This window comes from Delftia sp. GW456-R20 (assembly GCF_001622915.1).
Classification (GTDB): domain Bacteria; phylum Pseudomonadota; class Gammaproteobacteria; order Burkholderiales; family Burkholderiaceae_C; genus Comamonas; species Comamonas acidovorans.
The window spans coordinates 3530568-3550082 of the sequence record NZ_LWCN01000004.1; the positions used below are offsets into that span (position 1 = coordinate 3530568).

The window sequence follows — 19515 nt, forward strand, 5'->3', positions numbered from 1 at the left end:
GGAGCATATAGGCGCCGATTGAATCAGCCCGCGTGGCTGAGATGGGCGCCAGCCCCGGCTGGCTCGGACCTGGGACACTCTCCAGGCAGGCTCTTAGCCACCACGTCGCACAGACGCTGGCGTTGATCCCGAGTCATGCCCAGAAAGAACGGCAAGCCCAGCAGCGTCTCTGCCAACGGGCCTGCATGGCGTATTTCCAGCCGCAGACACTGAGACTCCAGCACCGGCATCTGCTGCAGCAGCGGCTGATACCAGCGGCGGGTTGTGATGCGATCCGCCTGGCATGCAGCCTCCAGTGCTGCGCGCGCCGCCCCGCTTTGCAGGCGAACGCACAGCAAGGAAGGCGCGGCCAAGGGACCACCGCTACCCTGTGCCTGCCAGGACAGGCGGTGGCCGCTGACGTTGTTCAAGGCAGAGATCAGTTCCGCCTGCAGCTCACGCCTTTGCCCTGCGTGCGCCTCCCAGACTTGCAGCGACGCCAAGCCGATTGCTGCATGGTATTCGCTCATCTTGGCATTGCTGCCCATGGAAGCCAGCGAACCGATTGGCAATCCTGCAGCGGGGTCCAGATTGATGCCGAAGTTGGAGAGTTGACGCACCCTGGCAGCCAAGCCTGGGCGTGTGGAAACGATGAGCCCGCCTTCGCCGGCCGGCAGGCTTTTGGTGGTGTGCAGACTGAAGACCAAGGTGCCCTGCGCGCCTTGCAACCACTGGCTTCCATAGGCAGCAGCTGCATCGATGACTACGGGCAATCCGGTGTCCAATTCAAACTGCTGCCATGCCTGCATGTCATAGGGCATACCAAAAGTGGCGACGGGCAACACCGCATCGATGCGCATCTGCTTGCAGGCCGCGTATGCAATGGCAGGGGTCAGCATCCAGCTGGCAGGATCCACATCACCGATCACGGGCACGTGGCCTGCACGGATCACCGCAGTGGCAGTGGCCACAAAAGTCAAGGACGGGACCAGCACACGTGAGCCGCGGGGCAGATCCAGCGCCTGCAGCACCAGCTCCAGCCCCAGCGTGGCATTCGCCACCGTTGTCAGAGCATCACTGGGCACAGCAAATCGATGAGCGAACGCCGCCTCCAACTCCTGTACCAACGGGCCAAAGTTGGAATAGTGCCGCGCCGCATGCATGCGCTCCAACCAAGGCAACAAGGCCTGCGGCGCAGGCATGTCGGGCACCAGGAGCGGAATGGGATCCATGTTCGTGGGTCGATTGAGGTTCATGCGACAGCGTCCGCTTCGGCCAGCAGGGCGTCCAGATCAACGGCCGCACTCAAATTGCGGCGATCACCGTTCAGCCAGTTGAGCCACATCAGACGGAAGGCCTTCTCCAGCTCGGCCGTCCGCTCGGGATAGTTCATCAGCACGCTGGCCTCCATGCTGGCGCGCGCGGTCAGTCGCTGTTGGCGCAGACGCTCGGGATCGTTCATCAGCTGCAATGCGGCCTGCACATATTCCTGCTCGTTATTGGTGACCTCTCCACCGAAGCCCAGGCCGACAAGGGTTCGTGCTGTCGAGGCGTCAACACCCCGCTCGGCATCCAGTGCCACGATGGTCAGCCCCATCCACAGGGCGTGCAACGTAGTGGTGCCACCGGAAACAGGTGATGTATCCAGCGCCACATCGGCGATATGCCCCAGTTCCATGAAGCGGTCCAGTGGTTGCTGATGCAGCACCGAGACACGATCCAACGGCATGCCAGCGTTTTGCACGCGTGGCAGCATATGGATCTGGGCGGCCTCAGGCTCCTGCTCCTTGACCATGATGATCAGCCGTGCGTCCTGGCGCTCGTTCAGTATGCGCGCCCAAACGGACAACATCTGGTCTGTAATCTTGGATGAACTATTGAGCGATATCAGCGTGGGATAGCCGTTGCGCAGCATGGGCGGCTCCTCACACAAGGGCGAGTACTCAGGTGGCGCATAGCTGGCCATGCAACTCAGTTGGAACAGTGCCTCTGAATAGTAAGGAGCATGGCTGGGGGGAGCGATGCCGGCATCCACCAGACGATAATCCATGGCCTTCATGCCCAGAGTGTGCATGTACCCAAGCCAGGTCACTTGCACTGGTGCCGCACGCCGGGCGAACACCTCCATCCGGTGGCCCAGGGTAAAGCCCGACAGGTCCACGAGGATGTCGATGCCGTCAGCACGTATCTGGTCAACCAATTGCACCTCGGTCAGATCGGCAACCTCGCGCCAATTCGGTACCAACGCGCGCAACTGCGCAGTCACCCAATCGGGCTTGCCGCTGGAGTAGACATGGATTTCGACGTTCTCGGGATCATGGTGGGCCAGCACAGGACGCATGAAGAACGCCACCGAGTGCTCGCGAAAATCCGCCGTCACGTATCCGACCTTGAGACGCTTGCGCGGGTTGCGGTCGCGCCCTGGCAGCGGCACTGACTTGCGCGTCAGCGGATCAGAAAAGCGCCTGCCCCAATCAGCGGCCACTTGCAGCGATCGCGCCGAATCGCTGCTGGTGTGCGAATGGATGTAGGCACGCATCATCCAATGCTGCCCATCGTTCTTTTTGTGCCGACAGGCCTCGTCAATGAGGTCGCAGGCCTGCTCGCGCTGGCCCGTGCTGAACAGCGCAAGGGCCAGCAGGCGCTGCGCATCGGGCATACGAGGCTCCATCTCCAGGGCCGCCTGCAGGGCATCAACGGCCTTGTGCCAGATGGCCATGCGCACATAGACAAACCCTATGTGCAGCCACACATGGGCGTTACGCGGCTCCTGGACCACCAGCTGCGACAGTGCACCCAGCGCCTGTATGAACTGCATTTGCTCGACCATGGCGCGGACACGCGCAAGCTCCTGAGGGATGCTGACTGGTGGCGAGGAAGTTTCGGCGAGTACGGAAGAAGGCATGGCTATGGACCAGAGAATGCGCTATGGCACGGCAGGATGGAGCTTTGGCAACTATCCACTTTTGCCCGCCGACCAATCCGCTGTTAAGCAGCCTAGTTGCAACGCACAAACAGACACCGTTTCCAGGTGTAGTTGCAGCTTTTGCCACACCATCTGCAACCGGCCAGACACATCACACCGCCCAGTTGGTCACCCCGAGACACACAAGCCGCTAAGCCACGACCCCACAGGCAAGCACCTGCTGGAGCTTCGGAAAGACACAAGCTCTTAACGCTTTTGATCGCCCGCTCTGTCGAGCCGAGTTCTCATCTCAGGAACCCGAAGCCGGCATCGGGTGGCGCAGCCTCAGAGCCCGGGCCTCGTCCAGATTTCCGAGCTGCTCATGCATCACTGCCAGGTTGTGCGCCGCAAGATAGCTGCCCCGCCCCGCCACCCCGCCATGCGGGCCCGCATCCACCTCTCCGATCTCCAGGCAGCGTTCCCAGGAAGCCTGAGCCATCGAAAGCCAGTGCTCAACCTGACCATCAAGTTTGGCAATGGCCGCATCCAGCAGGACACCGCCCAGAGTGAAAAAGAAATCGGGCGAATCCTGCCATTTCGGCATCTGGGCCTGCGCCAGGGCCAAGCCCTCTTCATGGCGGCCCGCTTGCCCCAGGCAATAAAGGTATCTGACGCACAGATCGTGCTCATAGCCACTCGACACTTCAAGTTGCTCCATCGCCACACCATAGTGTGCGCACGCTTTGGAGAGATCCCTATTCAGTTCGAAGTCCACGCCCAGTTGGTAGTTGATATAGGCATCACGAGGATTTCTACTCAACTCCTGCAGAAGAAGGCGCTGGTTTCTCCCCTGCTTGCGCGACATCTGCTCAGGCAGATATCCGTCATGCCGAATGACCAGCGGCACCAGCACACGTGGCAGATCAGACATGGGTTGTTCGTGGACGACACCCTGATAGCGCACTCCCCGTGGCAAAAGCCGGGTAATCCGCGAACGGCTCACCGAGCCGGTCACGCCCATTTCGTACAGGCTCTGGACGTCGGCAACTCCGAGTTGGCGCTCCATCGTCGGCAACCCTGCCAACCACGCGCCGCCCTCAACCAACCATTCATCGGCGTCGAGAACCAGGTTCCAGTTCGCATCCGCCAGATCGAGGGCCCGGTTGCGGGCAGCGGCGAAATCATCACACCACTCAAAGCGATGCACCTGCGCACCGCAGCTGCGGGCGATCTCCATCGTGCGGTCCACGGAGCCCGTATCCAGCACCAGGACTTCATCCACGAAGTCTTTGACGCTGTCAATGCAGCGGGCTATTGAGCGTTCTTCATCGCGCGCGATGATGACAAGAGCAGTCTGGGGCATATGAATGGAAAAGAACGTCGGAGTCAGGCAAATGCTGGCTGCCTCCAGGCCTGCAAGCAGGCCGACCCGTCGATCGCGCAGGGGCATCGACATCGAAATCGACATGTACCCACTAATGTCTTCTCAGATGCCCGCGCCGAAGCTGCGATCTGACCGACGAACACCTGAATTCTCCAGCTTTCATTGCGAAGCGCGCATGTAGCATGCATGCGTCTGATCGCATCTTCACCGGGTGAACCCTACATCCCTGGCCCAAGCTGCCGATCTAACAAGCAATCACCCGACTTTTCAGCCCAACGCCGTCACCGCGCGCGCTCACAATCCACTCCCATGCTTGTCATCATCGGATACATCGTCGCCTTCGGTTGCATCTTCGGCACCTATGTGCTGCACGGGGGCAACGTCCAGGTCATTCTCAAGGCCCTGCCCTTCGAGATGGTGACCATCGGCGGCGGCGCCATCGGCGCCTTCATCGTGTGCAACCAGCCCAAGGTGCTCAAGGCCACGGCCAAGGCCATCCCTGGCGTGATGAAGAGTTCGCGCTACACCAAGGCCCGCTTCATGGAGCTGATGGCCCTGCTGTACGAGATTCTGCAAAAGGCCCGCAAGGAGGGCCTGATGTCCATCGAAAGCGATGTGGAGGCACCCAACGAGTCGCCCATCTTCACCAAGTACCCCGAGCTGCTGGCCGACCACCATGTGGTGGAGTTCCTGACCGACTACCTGCGCATGATGGTGTCGGGCAACCTCAACTCCCATGAGATCGAGTCGCTGATGGACAGCGAGATCGAGGCGCATCACGCCGAAGCGCATGCCCCGGTCAATGCGTTGACCCGCCTGGCCGGCGCCCTGCCCGCCTTCGGGATCATTGCGGCCGTGCTGGGTGTGGTGAACACCATGGGCTCGGTGGGCCAGCCGCCTTCCGTGCTGGGCGGCATGATCGCCTCGGCCCTGGTCGGTACCTTCCTGGGCATTTTGCTGGCCTATGCGCTGGTGGAGCCCATGGCCGGCCTGGTGGAGCAACGCGCCCAGGATGCTGCCAAGGAACTGGAGTGCATCAAGACCACCTTGCTGGCCAGCATGCAGGGCTACAACCCCGCCACGGCCATCGAGTTCGGCCGCAAGGTGCTGTTCTCCACCGAACGTCCCGGGTTCCTTGAACTGGAAACCCACGTCAAGGGCAAGAAGTAATCCTGCGTCCAGCAGCGTCAAGCCATGGCAGAGAAAAAGTTACAGCCGATCATCATCAAGCGCGTCAAGAAGACGGCGCATGCACCCCACGGCGGTGCCTGGAAGATCGCCTATGCCGACTTCGTGACCGCGATGATGGCCTTCTTCCTGCTGATGTGGCTGCTGGGCTCCACGGCCAAGGGTGAGCTGCAGGGCATTGCGGCGTATTTTTCCTCGCCGCTGAAGGTGGCGATGGCCGGCGGCGACGGTGCGGGCAACAGCTCCAGCGTGATTCCCGGCGGCGGCAACGACCTGGCCAAGGTGCACGGCCAGGTGCGGCGTTCGGAGGCGGCGGACAGCTCCAACCGGCGCACCAGCGTAGATGCAGGCCGCGCTGACCAGGCCCAGGTGGATTCCAACCGCATCAAGGCGCTCAAGGCCAAGGTGGACGCGATGATCACCAGCAATGCGCGCCTCAACGAATTCCGCTCGCAGATCCGCACCGACGTGACGCCCGACGGCTTGCAGATCCAGATCGTGGACGAGCAAAACCGCCCCATGTTCGACAGCGGCAGCGCCATGGTCAAACCCTACATGCGCGACATCCTGCGCGAAGTGGGCGCGGCCCTGGCGGGCGCGGAAAACCGCATCAGCCTGTCCGGCCATACCGATGCCGCCCCTTACGGTAACGCCGACCGCGGCTACAGCAACTGGGAGCTGTCCTCCGACCGTGCCAACGCCTCGCGCCGCGAGCTGGTGGCGGCCGGCATGCCGCTGAACCAGCTGGCCCGCATCACGGGCCTGGCCAGCAGCGACCTGCTGCTGCCCGATGATCCGCGTGCCCCGCAGAACCGGCGCATCACCATCACCGTGCTCACGCAGGAGGCTGAAAAGCGCCTGCTGGGCCACCGCGGACCTGTGACACGCAACGCCTTGCCGCCCTCATTGGCCGGCGGCAATGGCGGCACGGCGAATGCGGCCACCACCGAATCCGCAACCGGCGAGACCGCTGCGCAGCCCGCCGCCACCTCGCCTGCAGCTGCCCCGTCTGCGCCCGCGTCACCTGATCGTGTAACAAATTAAGGTTTGCGCCCGATGCTGCCGAAAAGCAGGAAAATTCCCACATTGCGCCAAGAAGGTTTCATATTGTTACCATCGCGGCGGATTCTTACCAGTACCGAGCACCTACCGACCGAAAGGGCCTCACGTGGCTAATGCCCTGCGTTTTTTGATCGTTGACGACTTCTCCACCATGCGGCGCATCGTGCGCAATCTGCTCAAGGAGAGCGGCTTTCCCGAAGCCGATGAAGCCGAAGACGGCGTCGTGGCACTGCACAAGCTGCGCAACAGCAAGTTTGATTTCGTGGTGACGGACATCAACATGCCCAACATGAACGGCTTCCAGCTGCTCACCGAAATCAAGCAGGACGACAAACTCAAGCACCTTCCCGTGCTGATGGTGACGGCCGAGGCACGCAAGGAGGACATCGTGGCAGCGGCCCAGGGCGGCGCGGCAGGCTACATCGTCAAGCCCTTCACCAAGGCCACGCTGGAAGAGAAAGTCAACCTGATCCTCAAAAAGCTGGGCCTGTAGGGCACGCGCCATGAGCAACCCGGATGTCCCCGACAGCGTCCACTACAAGGTGGGCGTTCTCACGCGCCAGCTGCATGACTCGCTCAACGAGCTGGGCTATGCGGACCGATTGCGCGGCAGCATGGGAGAGCTGCCGGACGCGCAAAGCCGCCTTTCCTACATCGCGCGGCTGACCGGAGAAGCCGCCGAGAAGGTTCTGAACCGCGTCGAATTGGCCAAGGTCCAGCAGGACCGGCTGGCCGAGCGTGTACGCGCCATGCGGGCACAGATGGTCGAGGACCCCGTGGCGGCCGTGGCCAAGGGCCGGGTGATGAACTTCCTGGAGGAAGTCGAGCAGGGCACGCAGCAGGCCGACGAGCACCTCACCGAGATCATGATGTCCCAGGACTTCCACGATCTCACGGGCCAGGTCATCGCCCGCGTGGTCTCGCTGGCCGCCGATCTGGAGGACCAGCTGGTGCAGTTGCTCATCCAGACCTCGCCCAACCCGCAGCAGACGGCGCTGGAGCCCCTGGAAAAGCCCAAGGAGCACCTCGCCGGCCCCGTGGTCGATCCCGAGAAGACGCCCGACGTGGTGACTTCGCAGTCCCAGGTGGACGATCTCCTGGCCAGCCTGGGATTCTGATCACCCCGGGGGGCGCCCGGCGCCTCCCCTCTCATTGCACGGCAGCCTCTTTCGCTTGGGCGCAAGGGGCTGACTGCCATCTTCGCGACGCCCTTGCACCATGCGGCGGCCGTTCCTCCCCTTGTGCAGACAGCACATAAGCGCCGCTTGAGCCCCGCTTATCGGGGCTTCGCCTGCCTGGCTTGTTCCGACAATGACGCAAATCCTTCCGTCATTGCGCCATGGACTCCAGCCAAGACAAAAGCCTTCCCGCCACCGAACGCAAACTGCAGAAAACGCGTTCTGACGGCCAGGGTGCGCGCTCTCGGGACCTGTCGCACCTGGCCATCCTGGGCACGGGCGCGCTGATGATGCTGATGGGCGCCGAGCCCCTGATCCAGCACCTGCGCATGGCACTGGCCCAGCAATTGGCCTTCGACGCGCACACGGCCAAGACGCCGGCCCTGATGATGGAGCGCATGCTGTCCATGGGCAGCCTGGGCCTGAAGATTTCCCTGGTCGTTGCCGCCGTGACCACGGGTGCGGCCCTGGTGTCGGGCATGCTGGCCGGCGGCTGGATCCTGAGCCTCAAGCCCATCCAACCGCAGTTCAACCGCCTCAATCCGCTGTCGGGCCTGACCAACCTGTTTTCCAAGCAGCAGATGGTGACCGTGGTGAAGATGGTGGTGATGACGGCCATCCTCTCCTTCGTGGCCTGGAAGTTCCTGAGCGGCCATCTCGCCGAGATCGCCGCCATCTCCTCACAGCCCTCGGCCATGGCGCTGTCCATGACGGGGCAATGGCTGGCCAGCGGCGTGGCCCTGCTGCTGCTGGTGGTGTTCCTGATGGCCGTGATCGACGTGCCGCTGCAGGCCTACCTGTTCAAGTCGCGCCTGAAGATGAGCCACGAGGAAGTCAAGCAGGAGCACAAGGAATCCGACGGCAACCCGCAGATCAAGAGCAAGATCCGCCAGAAGCAGCGCGAGATCGCCGACCGCGCCAGCGTCAACGCCGTGCCGCGCGCCGACTTCGTGGTGACCAACCCCACGCACTACGCCGTGGCCCTGCGCTACGACGAAAAGACCATGGCCGCCCCGCAGGTCATCTCCAAGGGTACGGACCTGGTGGCGCTGAAGATCCGCGAAGTCGCGGGCGCCCACAAGATCCCGGTGCTCGAATCCCCCATGCTGGCGCGCGCCCTGTACGCGCACGCCGACCTGGACCAGGCCATTCCCGCCGCGCTGTACACGGCCGTGGCCCAGGTCCTGGCCTATGTCTACCGCCTGAAGGCCGCGCTGCGCGGCGAAGGCCCCATGCCTGGCGATCTCGGCGAACCCGTCGTGCCCGCCGAACTCGATCCGCACCAGGGCCGCCGCGCGCCAGGCGCCGCCGCGACCACTGAAGGTACTGCTCCATGACGACGAATCCGCTCCAATCCCTGCAATCGATGTGGTCGAGCGAGAACGCCAAGTTCGCTCAGGGCCTGATGGCGCCGCTGCTGGTGGTGGCCATCCTGGCGCTGATGGTGCTGCCCATTCCGCCGTGGCTGCTGGACACCTTCTTCACGCTGAACATCGCCGTGGCGCTGATGGTGATGATGGTGGCGGCCTACATGATCCGGCCGCTGGACTTCGCAGCCTTCCCATCGGTGCTGCTGCTGACCACACTGATGCGCCTGTCGCTGAACGTGGCCTCCACCCGCGTGGTGCTGCTGGAGGGCCACACCGGCCCCGGCGCGGCCGGCGCGGTGATCGAGGCCTTCGGCCACTTCCTGATCGGCGGCAACTTCGCCGTCGGCCTGATCGTGTTCGCCATCCTGGTGGTGATCAACTTTGTGGTGATCACCAAGGGTGCCGAGCGTATCGCCGAAGTCTCGGCCCGCTTCACCCTGGACGCCATGCCCGGTAAGCAGATGGCCGTGGACGCCGACCTGAACGCCGGCCTGATCGACGAAAAGGAAGCCAAGCGCCGCCGCGCCGAGGTGCAGGAAGAGGCCAATTTCTTCGGCTCCATGGACGGTGCCAGCAAGTTCGTGCGCGGCGACGCGGTCGCCGGCATTCTGATCCTGGTGATCAACATCATCGGCGGCTTCGCCATCGGCATGATCCAGCACGGCCTGTCGGCCGGCCAGGCCGCCGACAGCTACATCCTGCTGGCCGTGGGCGATGCGCTGGTCGCGCAGATCCCCGGCCTGCTGATCTCGGTGGCCGCGGCCATGGTGATCTCGCGCGTGGGCAAGGAAACCGACATGGGCCAGCAGATCGCGCAGCAGCTGTTCATGTCGCCCAAGGTGCTGGGCATCACGGCCGGCGTGCTGGGCCTGCTGGGCGTCATTCCGGGCATGCCCCACGTCGTGTTCCTGTGCACGGGCGCGCTGCTGGGCTGGCTGGCCTGGATGCTCTCGCGCCGCCAGCAGGAACGCGCCTCCCAGCAGACCCAGGCGCCCGCACCCGTGGCCGCGCCCAGCGACGGCGAAGCCACCTGGGACGACCTGCAGCCGGTGGACCTGCTCGGCCTGGAGCTGGGCTACCGCCTGATCACCCTGGTGGACAAGGGCCGCCAGGGCGACCTGTTGACCCGCATCAAGGGCGTGCGCCGCAAGTTCGCCCAGGAAGTGGGCTTTCTGCCCCCGGCGGTGCATGTGCGCGACAACCTGGAGCTCAAGCCCAGCGCCTACCGCATCACCCTGCGCGGCGTGATGGTGGGCGAGGGCGAGGCCTTCCCCGGCATGTTCCTGGCCATCAATCCGGGCGGCATCAGCACCCCGCTGATCGGCACCCAGACCACCGACCCGGCCTTCGGCCTGCCCGCCCACTGGATCGACGAACGCCAGAAGGAAGCGGCACAAATGGCAGGCTTTACCGTGGTTGATTCGGAAACCGTGATGGCCACCCATTTGTCACACTTGATGCAAGTGCATGCCGCCAAGCTGATCAGCCGTACCGAGACGCAGCAGTTGGTGGAGCATGTGGCCAAACTGGCTCCCAAGCTGATCGAAGAAGTCATTCCGAAAATGGTGTCCATCACGACGTTCCAGAAAGTGCTCCAGCTGCTGCTGGAAGACTCGGTGCACGTGCGTGACATCCGCACCATCATCGAGACGCTGGCCGAGCACTCCTCGACCACGCAGGACCCTGTCGAGCTGGCCCGCCGCGTGCGCATTGCGCTGTCGCCGTCCATCGTCCAGCAGATCTACGGCCCGACCCGTGAGCTGAACGTCATCGCCATCGAGCCCGGACTCGAACGCCTGCTGGTGCAGGCCCTGTCCAACCCCGGCTCCCCCTCACTGGATCCCGGCGTGGCCGAGATCCTCACCCAGAAGGCGGCCGACATGGCCAACCAGCAAGAAGAGCTGGGCCTGCCTGCCTGCCTGCTGGTTCCCGATTCCATCCGCAATTCCATTGCCCGCCTGGTGCGTCGCGTGGCGCCGCGTCTGCAGGTTCTCGCCCACAGCGAGATCCCCGAAACGCACACCATCCGCATCGGCTCGATTCTTAAAGGTGCATCCGCATGAACATCAAACGCTTCTACGCCCCCACCTCCCGCGAGGCCCTGGCCAAGGCGCGCATGGCTTTCGGAGCGGGCACCCTGATCCTGTCCAACCGCAACACGCCCGATGGCGTCGAGGTCATGGCCACGGCCGAGGACACGCTGGAGCACAGCAAGGCCGCTGCCAGCAGCACGCCGCTGCAGCAGGCCATCGAGCGCCGCTCTGCAGAGGAAACCACGGGCCTGCGCCCGCAGGTGCAGGCCAAGCTGATCCAGGCGCAGACCCAGCCGCGCACGGCGCAGCCGGCACTGCAGGCCGCACAGGCGGCTCCATCGCGTGCTTCCCAGGCAACGTCGTCGGCGATTGCGCAGGCCATCTCGCAGGCAGCCTCGCTGTCGGCAGACGGTGCCGAGCCGGCCGGCCTGCGCCAAAGCGTGCAGGAAGACACCGAACAGCTCGCCATGAGCACCCTGTCCTTCCAGGACTATGTGCGCGAACGCATGCTGCGCCGCCGCCACGAGGCCGGCGTTGACGAGCCGCTGCCCAGCTTTGCCCAGCGCCGCAGCCTGGGCGACGCCCTGCGCGAAGCACCGGCCGCCGCGCCCACGGCTGCACAGCAGCCGTTCAAGGCACAGCCTGCGCCTTCCGTGGCCCGCCACAACCCGCTGCGCGCCAGCGCCGAAGCGCCGCTGCGCGAGACCCTGCGCAGCGAGCCCGCACCGACCATGGCCTCCCAGGCACTGCGCGATGAGCTGCAGTCCGTGCGCGACCTGATCGAAGAGCGCTTCAACACCCTGACCTGGCTGGGCCAGACGCGCCAGAACCCCATCCACGCCAACCTCACGCACAAGCTGATCCGCGCGGGCTACTCCCCCGTGCTGGCCCGCGCCCTGGTCGAGCACATGCCCCAGGACCTGTCCGCCGGCGACGCCGTGCGCTGGCTGATGCAGGTGCTGGAACGCAATCTGCGCACCGACGCCGACCAGGCCCCGCTGTACGAGCAAGGCGGCGTCTTCGCCCTGGTGGGCTCCACCGGCGTGGGCAAGACCACGACCACGGCCAAGCTGGCTGCCCTGTGCGCAGCCAAGTACGGCGCCGCCAGCGTCGGCCTGATCACCCTGGACACCTACCGCGTCGGCGCCCACGACCAGTTGCGCTCCTACGGCCGCATGCTGGGCGTGGTGGCCCACCTGGCCCATGACCGCGCCGCGCTGCAGGACCTGCTGGGCCTGCTGGCCAACAAGCAGCTGGTGCTGATCGACACCACGGGCGTGGCCCCGCGCGATCCGCGCAAGGACGAGATCCTCGACCTGCTGGACCTGCCCGGCATCCAGAAACTGCTGGCCGTGAACGCGGCCGGCCAGGGCGATGCGCTGGACGATGTGATGCAGGCCTTCAAGGCGCGCGGCTCCAGCCAAGCCATCCTCACCAAGGTGGACGAGGCCGTGAAGCTGGGCCCGTCGGTGGACACACTGATCCGCCACCAGATGCAGCTGCGCGGCGTGACCAACGGCCAGCGCGTGCCCGAAGACTGGGAACGCGCCGATGCGCAGCAACTGGTGTCCGCCTCCATGCGCGCCGCCACCCGCTCGGCCTTCGATCCCAAGGCGCTGGACCTGGACTTCTTCTTCACCCCGTCCAGCCCCAGCACGGAAGGCGAGATCCACCATGCTTGAAACCTTCCCCCAGCTGCACCAGGGCCTGGGCCTGCACGGCCAGCCCGGCGCCGCCGCGCCCATGGGTCTGCGTGTGCTGGCCATGCTGCGCGACACGGCCAACGACCCGCAGGGCCTGGCCGAACAATCCCTGCTGTGGCCGGTCTGTGCCAGCCTGCAGCGCCTGGGCCTGCCCGTTCTGGTGCTGGACGCCAGCCAGGGCGAGTCCCCGGATGCACCGGGCCTGGCGCAGCTGCTGCAGCAAAGCGCCTGGCAGGCCCGTACCGGCCTGCACCCCGATCCCCGCCACAGCTCGGTGGCCGTGCTGCCGGCGCGCCAGGGCCTGGATCTGCTGCCCCAACAGGCGCGCCAGGCCGGCATGACGCCCATGCAATGGCTGCAGCGCCACGTGCGCGGCTACGCCATCGTCATGCTGTATGCCAATGCCGACACGCTGGCCAGCAACCTGGCCGGCCAGGCCGTGCACCCGCTGATGGTGCTGCCCGAACAAGGCACCCGCGTGCTGGGCTGCTACCGCCAGCTCAAGCAGCTGGCAGTGCATGCCGGCCTGCGCTGCCTGCTGGCGCCGCTGCTGCCCAGCGCCGATGACCTGGGCGTGACCAGCTACGATTGGCGCCGTGGACAGACCGGCGCCCGCAGCCAGGCCGAGGATGCGCAACAGCTGCAATCCCAGATCGACGCGCTGATGCGCTGCGCGCAACGCCACCTGGGCCATGCGCCGGGACTGCTGCCCGTGCGCCTGCACCATGCACCGGACTTGCAGCGCCTGGCGCTGCAACTGCTCAACCATGCGGGCAGCGTGTTGCCACATGGCGGCCAGGATCTGGCCGCCGGCTTCGCGCCGCTGCCCGCATCCCATGCCTGGAGCCACTGACTGCCATGTACACCGCCAAAGGCCAACTCGACCGCGATGCACTGATCCGTCGGCATGTACCTCTGGTACGCCGGATCGCGCTGCACATGATCGCCAAGCTGCCTCCCAATGTGGAGCTTGATGATCTGATACAGGTCGGAATGATCGGCCTGGCCGAAGCCCTGTCCCGCTTCGAGAGCGAGCAGGGCGTGCAATTCGAGACCTTCGCCAGCCAGCGCATCCGTGGCGCCATGCTCGATGAGCTGCGCGAAGGCGACTGGATGAGCCGCAGCTCGCGCAAGAGCCAAAAGGACATCGAGCACGCGCTGCACCGCCTGGAGCAGCGCCTGGGGCGCACGCCGCTGGAATCCGAGATCGCCGACGAACTGGGCATGGACCTGGACGACTACCAGTCGCTGCTGGGCAAGGTGCGCGGCACGCAGCTGGTGTATCTGGAGGACATGTCGGGCGGCGACGAGGGCGAGGACTTCCTCGAACGCCACGTGGCCGACAGCGGCGCCGATCCCTTTGCGCTGCTGCGCGACCACCGCCTGCGCGTGGCCCTGGTCGAAGCCATCAAGGCCCTGCCCGAGCGCGAGCAGTACATCATGGGCATGTACTACGAGCACGACATGAACCTCAAGGAAATCGCCGCCGTGCTCGGCGTGACCGAATCGCGCGTGTGCCAGCTGCACAGCCAGGCGATTGCGCGCTTGCGTACGAAGATGCGGGCGCATTGACTGGGGGCACCCCCTGAGGCGCTTGCGCGCCTTCCCCCTCTCTACCCGCTTCGCGGGGGAAGGGGGCGACACCCTCGCGGCGGGGCGGCCCTTGCTCGGTGTCCCTCGCTTTGGGCCTCGCCGGTTTTTTGCGCTGCTGGTCTGATCTATGTTTGCGGGTCGATACAGCCTTCCCCGCCTTCCGCCCCCTCTCCCCTCTCCCATTCCCTTTTCTATGCGCTGCCGCGCATGGCCTGGACTTCGCGTTCGAAGATGCGCCAGAAGGCGGGTTCCTGCGTGGTGGCGAAGTTGATGCGCATGCAGGTGCTGGGCTGGCGGCCTGCGTGGAACATGGCGCCGGGGGCGATGAAGTAGCCGGCGTCCAGCAGGCGCTGGGCCAGGGTTTCGGTGTCCACGCCGGTGTCCACCCAGCCGAACATGCCGGCCGGCTCGGCCGCGAAGCGGGCGCCGGCCTGCTGGGCCAGTGCCACGCTGCGCATGCGGGCCTGGGCCAGGTGCTGGCGCAGGCGCTCGGCATGGCGGCGCAGCTGGCCCTGGTCCATGCAGTGGGCCAGGGCGCGTTCCATCAGCGAGGGGGTGGTGAGCGTGGACAGCAGCTTGGTGTCCACCAGGCGCTCCACCAGGGCGGGCGGGGGCGCCAGGTAGCCCACGCGCCAGTTGGGCGCCAGCAGTTTGGCGAAGCCGCTCACGTAGATGCTGTGGCTGAGGCGGTCCAGCACGGTCATGCGCGCGGCGTGGTCGGGCGCGATCTCGCCATAGGTATCGTCCTCCACCACGTAGAAGCCGAATCGCCGCGCCAGCTGCAGCACCTCGTGGGCGCTGGCCGGTGACAGGCTGTAGCCGGTGGGGTTGTGCAGCACGCTCACGCTGACGTAGAGCTTGGGTGCGCAGCTTTCGCAGTAGCGCTGCATCACGGCCAGGTCTGGCCCGTCGGGGCCGCGCGGCACGGGCAGCACGCGCATGCCCAGCGATGCCAGGCGCGCGAATTCCACGGCCCAGCCGGGCTCCTCCACCATCACCGGGTCGCCCGGCTGCAGCAGGGCGCGGCTGACCACGTCCAGCCCATGTGTGGCGCCCATGGTGGTGATGATGTGCTGCGGCGCCGCCGCAATGCCCAGGCGCGCCAGGCGCCGCGACAGCGCCTCGCGCAGGCCGATGTCGCCCAGCGGGTCGCCGTAGCCCACGCAGGAGTCGTGCAGGGACTTGCCCGAGCAGGCCTTGCGCATGGCCGCCGCCAGGAAGCCGGCCTCCAGCCACTCGGCCGGCAGCACGCCCGCCCCGGGCTGCGGCCTGCCGCCCACGCTCTGGTGGAACATGCCGCGCACCAGCATGGAGGCATTGATGCGCGTGCCCTTGGGCACGCCAGGGGCCTCCTCGGCGGGGACCGCACGGGCCTGTTCGGGCTGCAGCAGCGGCGCATCCTGCACGAAGTCGCGCACGAAGAAGCCGCTTTGCGGCCGCGCCTCGACCAGGCCCTGGGCCTGCAGCAGGTCATAGGCGGCCACCACCGTGTGCGTGCTCACGCCCTGCTGGCGCGCGCATTCGCGAACCGAAGGCAGGCGTGCGCCCGCAGGCAGCAGCCGCATGCGGATGCGCTCGCCCAGGCGTTCGGCCAGCTGGGTGCTCAGGGTCTGCGGCGCCAGCCGCGAGAGGGGAACGGTCATACGGAAACGGGTGTGAACGGGTGCGAACGGCTGCAAACGGCTGTGAATGGGTCACCAGAAAGTCACTGTATCGGGATAGGCACCAATACAGAACATGCAATTGAGGGTCCAACTGTATTGGCACTGTACAGGTCTTGCACCTATATTTCATGCATTCGTGCTGCGGAGAAGGCCTGCCGTGCCCTCCTCCCCAACAGCCCCTGCCGCCTGTATGGAGACCTTCGGGGCCACCGCCTCATGCCACCGTCCGAACTCACCGCCTTGCTGCTGCTCGCCGCTTCCATGAGCTTCAGCCCCGGTCCCAACACCACGCTGTCCACGGCCCTGGCCGCCAACCACGGCCTGCGCCCGGCGCTGCGCTTCGTCCTGGCCGTGCCCGTGGGCTGGTGCGTGCTGCTGGTGCTGAGCACGGCCGGCGTGGGCGCGGCCATTGTCGCGGCGCCGCTGCTGCTGTGGCTGGTCAAGGCCGCCGGCATCGGCTACCTGCTGTGGATGGCCTGGCGCCTGAGCCGCAGCGCGCAGATGGCTTCGCTGCAATCGCCGCAGCAGCTGCAGGTGGGCTTCTGGCAGGGCGTGGGACTGCAATTCGTGAATATCAAGGCCTGGCTGCTGGCCCTGGCCATCGTGGCCGGCTGGCTGGCCGGGCGCGACGACCTGACCGAGCGCCTGACCGTGGTGCTGCCCGTCATGGCCGCCTATGCCTTTTTCAGCAATCTGCTGTATGCCTGCGTGGGCGCACTGCTGCGCCACTGGCTGGCCCAGGGACGCAGGCTGCTGTGGTTCAACCGTGCCATGGCGACCATGCTGGCGCTGACGGCGATGTGGATGGTGGCCGCATGAGGGTCCTCCACCCACGCCCAGGCAAAGGCCGTACTGGCCTGCCCAGCTATTGAAGGGAGGATGCGCAGACCCTTCACGCCCGCGACAAAATACCCTCATTGCCGGCGCAAGAGCGAGCGCACTATCCGCACTCCGCTCTTCACATGCGGCCGGCCCGTGCCCCACGACGGCATGGCAATCCATACCAGCCCGCCCGCATGGCGGGCACCGCAAGACCTGGAACTGTTTTTTTTATGACGACCTGGACGCTGGCAGACCGTGCTGCCAAGATGAACCCCTCCGCCATCCGCGAAATCCTCAAGCTCACCGACCGTCCCGGCATCATCAGCATGGCGGGCGGCCTGCCCTCGCCGCTGGCCTTCCCGCTGGACGAGTTCACCCAGGCCTGCCAGACCGTTATGCAGCGCGATGGCGCCTCGGCCCTGCAGTACGCCACCAGCGAGGGCTTCGCCCCCCTGCGCCAGGCCGTGGCCGACTTCCTGCCCTGGGAAGTGGACCCCGACCAGGTGCTGATCACCACCGGCTCGCAGCAGGCGCTGGACCTGATCGGCAAGGTCTTCCTGGACCGTGGCAGCCGCATGCTGGTCGAAAAGCCCACCTACCTGGGCGCGCTGCAGGCCTTTGCACCGCAGGAACCGATTCCCGTGGGCGTGGACAGCGATGACGACGGCATCCTCGTCGAGGACTTCGCCGACAAGGCCGGCACCGGCGCCGACAAGGCCCGCCTGGCCTACGTGCTGCCCAACTTCCAGAACCCCACCGGCCGCACCATGGCCGAGGCACGCCGCCAGGCCCTGGTGGACAAGGCGCGCGAACTCAACATCCCGCTGATCGAGGACAACCCCTACGGCGACCTGTGGTTCGAGCAGGCCCCTGCCCTGCCGCTGGCCGCGCGCAACCCCGAAGGCGTGATCTACCTGGGCTCGTTTTCCAAGGTGCTGGCCCCGGGCCTGCGCATCGGCTTCCTGGTGGCGCCCAAGTCCGTCTACAACAAGCTGCTGCAGGCCAAGCAGGCGGCCGACCTGCACACGCCGGGATTCAACCAGCGCGTGGTCTCCGAAGTCATCAAGGACGGCTTCCTGGACCGCCATGTGCCCACCATCCGCGCCATGTACAAGCGCCAGCGCGACGCCATGCTGGCCGCGCTGGAACGCGAAATGGCCGGCCTGGACGTGCAGTGGACCCGTCCCGTGGGCGGCATGTTCCTGTGGGTTCGCCTGCCCAAGGGCATGGATGCGCAAAAGCTGCTGCCCGCCGCCGTCGAACGCGGCACGGCCTTCGTGCCCGGCGCGCCGTTCTACGCGGACGAGCCCCAGGCCAACACGCTGCGCCTGTCCTACGTGACGGTGTCGGCCGAGCAGATCGACAAGGGCATCGCCGCCCTGGCCGACGCCATCCGCTCCACGATGTAAACCACCCCCTGAGCGGCTAGCGCCGCTTCCCCCTCTCTACTTGCTTCGCAAGGGAGGGGGACGACGCCCTCGCCGCGAGGCGGCTCTTGCTCGGCGTCCCTGGTGTTTGGGCCAGTTACCTGCTTGGGCCAGGGGGAAGCCGACACGCAGTCGAACCAAAGTCCGGCTTGCTGTCGGCTTTTCCATCCTCCCTTCCATCTGCCCATTGCCATGACATCTGCATACGTCTCCCGCCAGCGCCCCTTCATGACCGTGGATGTGTTCACGGCACGGCCCTACCTGGGCAATCCGCTGGCCGTCGTGCTCGACGCCACCGGATTGACCGATGCGCAGATGCAGTCCTTCGCGGCCTGGACCAATCTGTCCGAGACCACCTTCGTGCTGCCTCCCACCGAGGCGGGCCGCGCTGCAGGCGCCGACTACCGCGTGCGCATCTTCACGCCGGGCGGCGAGCTGCCCTTTGCCGGCCATCCCACGCTGGGCAGCTGCCATGCCTGGCTGGCGCAGGGCGGCGTGCCGCAGCAGGCCCAGCGCATCGTGCAGGAGTGCGCCAAGGGGCTGATCGGCATCGAGCGCCAGGACGGGCGCCTGGCCTTTCAGGCACCGTCCACCGACATCAGCGACGTGGAGCCCGGCCTGCTGGATGACGTGGCGGCCGCGCTAGGCGCAGAACGCGGCCAGATCCTGCGTGCGGCCTGGCTGGACAACGGCCCGCGCTGGATGGGCGTGCTCTTCGAACACCCCGACCAAGTGCTGTCGCTGGAGCCCGACCATGCAAGGCTCAAGGCGCTGAACACCAAGGTGGGCGCCTGCGCGTTGTACGAAAGCGCGCAAGATGCACCGGCACTGATCGGCCGCAGCAGCCGCGAGGCCCGCGCCTTTGCCACGGGCCAGCGGCCAGCCGCAGCCGAGACGGATGCCGCCCCCAGCCTGGAAGTGCGCGGCTTCGCCAGCCCCGTCGGCGTCACTGAAGATCCCGTCACCGGCAGCCTAAATGCCAGTCTGGCCCTGTGGCTGCGCGGCGAAGGCCTGCTGCGCGCGCCCTACATCGCCAGCCAGGGCTGCTGCGTGGGGCGCGACGGGCGCGTCCACGTCAGCGAGGACGCTCAGGGCGCGCTGTGGATAGGCGGCCATGTCGTGGAATGCGTGAGCGGCCAGGTGCTGTTGTAGGGCCTGCCGGGTTGTCGGAATCTGTCGCCAAGGCGGCAGCCAGTCGCCCGCAGGA

At 66.0% G+C, this 19515-nt stretch carries 16 protein-coding genes; 12 read left to right on the plus strand and 4 right to left on the minus strand.

What is annotated here, in order from left to right; translation table 11 throughout:
• Nucleotides 1-23: 23 nt before the first annotated feature.
• The 3 genes from A4F85_RS21150 to A4F85_RS21160 form a co-directional block, all read right to left on the minus strand.
• Nucleotides 24-1235 (minus strand): DegT/DnrJ/EryC1/StrS family aminotransferase, encoded by a 1212-nt coding sequence (locus A4F85_RS21150; protein WP_063327642.1) that lies wholly within the window; start codon nt 1233-1235, stop codon nt 24-26.
• Nucleotides 1232-2884: an O-linked N-acetylglucosamine transferase, SPINDLY family protein gene (locus tag A4F85_RS21155; protein WP_063327643.1), complete on the minus strand. Its 1653-nt coding sequence runs from the start codon at nt 2882-2884 to the stop codon at nt 1232-1234. The genes A4F85_RS21150 and A4F85_RS21155 overlap by 4 nt, the downstream gene beginning before the upstream one ends.
• A 310-nt stretch (nt 2885-3194) precedes the next feature.
• Nucleotides 3195-4352: a glycosyltransferase family 2 protein gene (locus A4F85_RS21160; RefSeq protein WP_231890587.1), complete on the minus strand. Its 1158-nt coding sequence runs from the start codon at nt 4350-4352 to the stop codon at nt 3195-3197.
• Nucleotides 4353-4577: 225 nt separating this feature from the next.
• Between A4F85_RS21160 and motA the strand changes: the two genes are divergently transcribed.
• From motA to A4F85_RS21205, 9 genes are all read left to right on the plus strand, one after another.
• Nucleotides 4578-5438 carry a flagellar motor stator protein MotA gene (gene motA, locus A4F85_RS21165; RefSeq protein WP_012202536.1) on the plus strand — a complete coding sequence of 287 codons (861 nt, stop codon included), beginning with the start codon at nt 4578-4580 and terminating at the stop codon, nt 5436-5438.
• Between the two features lie 24 nt (nt 5439-5462).
• On the plus strand, nt 5463-6500 hold the full coding sequence (motB, locus tag A4F85_RS21170) for a flagellar motor protein MotB (RefSeq protein WP_063327644.1): 1038 nt from the start codon (nt 5463-5465) through the stop codon (nt 6498-6500).
• 124 nt (nt 6501-6624) lie between these two features.
• Entirely contained in the window at nt 6625-7011 is a 387-nt protein-coding gene (gene cheY / locus A4F85_RS21175; protein WP_012202534.1) for a chemotaxis response regulator CheY, read from the plus strand.
• Nucleotides 7012-7021: 10 nt separating this feature from the next.
• Nucleotides 7022-7636 (plus strand): protein phosphatase CheZ, encoded by a 615-nt coding sequence (locus A4F85_RS21180; RefSeq protein ID WP_012202533.1) that lies wholly within the window; start codon nt 7022-7024, stop codon nt 7634-7636.
• 221 nt (nt 7637-7857) lie between these two features.
• Entirely contained in the window at nt 7858-9033 is a 1176-nt protein-coding gene (locus A4F85_RS21185; protein ID WP_013800346.1) for an EscU/YscU/HrcU family type III secretion system export apparatus switch protein, read from the plus strand.
• Entirely contained in the window at nt 9030-11129 is a 2100-nt protein-coding gene (gene flhA, locus A4F85_RS21190) for a flagellar biosynthesis protein FlhA (protein ID WP_012202531.1), read from the plus strand. Before A4F85_RS21185 ends, flhA begins: the two co-directional genes overlap by 4 nt.
• Entirely contained in the window at nt 11126-12781 is a 1656-nt protein-coding gene (gene flhF / locus A4F85_RS21195; RefSeq protein WP_034398017.1) for a flagellar biosynthesis protein FlhF, read from the plus strand. The genes flhA and flhF overlap by 4 nt, the downstream gene beginning before the upstream one ends.
• Nucleotides 12774-13655 (plus strand): hypothetical protein, encoded by an 882-nt coding sequence (locus A4F85_RS21200; RefSeq protein ID WP_012202529.1) that lies wholly within the window; start codon nt 12774-12776, stop codon nt 13653-13655. The genes flhF and A4F85_RS21200 overlap by 8 nt, the downstream gene beginning before the upstream one ends.
• 5 nt (nt 13656-13660) lie before the next feature.
• Nucleotides 13661-14374 carry an RNA polymerase sigma factor FliA gene (locus tag A4F85_RS21205; protein ID WP_012202528.1) on the plus strand — a complete coding sequence of 238 codons (714 nt, stop codon included), beginning with the start codon at nt 13661-13663 and terminating at the stop codon, nt 14372-14374.
• Nucleotides 14375-14586: 212 nt separating this feature from the next.
• Here the strand turns inward: A4F85_RS21205 and A4F85_RS21210 are convergent, their stop codons facing one another.
• Nucleotides 14587-16038, minus strand: a complete 1452-nt coding sequence (locus A4F85_RS21210; protein ID WP_034398015.1) for an aminotransferase-like domain-containing protein — start codon at nt 16036-16038, stop codon at nt 14587-14589.
• A gap of 237 nt (nt 16039-16275) precedes the next feature.
• Here A4F85_RS21210 and A4F85_RS21215 point away from each other — a divergent pair, with 237 nt between their 5' ends.
• The 3 genes from A4F85_RS21215 to A4F85_RS21225 all read left to right on the plus strand — a co-directional run bounded on the left by A4F85_RS21215 (nt 16276) and on the right by A4F85_RS21225 (nt 19460).
• Nucleotides 16276-16878, plus strand: a complete 603-nt coding sequence (locus tag A4F85_RS21215; RefSeq protein WP_034398013.1) for a LysE family translocator — start codon at nt 16276-16278, stop codon at nt 16876-16878.
• A gap of 233 nt (nt 16879-17111) precedes the next feature.
• Nucleotides 17112-18290, plus strand: coding sequence for an aminotransferase-like domain-containing protein (locus tag A4F85_RS21220; RefSeq protein ID WP_063327645.1), 1179 nt, complete (start codon nt 17112-17114; stop codon nt 18288-18290).
• Nucleotides 18291-18500: 210 nt separating this feature from the next.
• The gene (locus A4F85_RS21225; protein ID WP_063327646.1) at nt 18501-19460 is read left to right on the plus strand and encodes a PhzF family phenazine biosynthesis protein; all 960 of its coding nucleotides are present in this window, start codon (nt 18501-18503) and stop codon (nt 19458-19460) included.
• Nucleotides 19461-19515 lie beyond the last annotated feature (55 nt).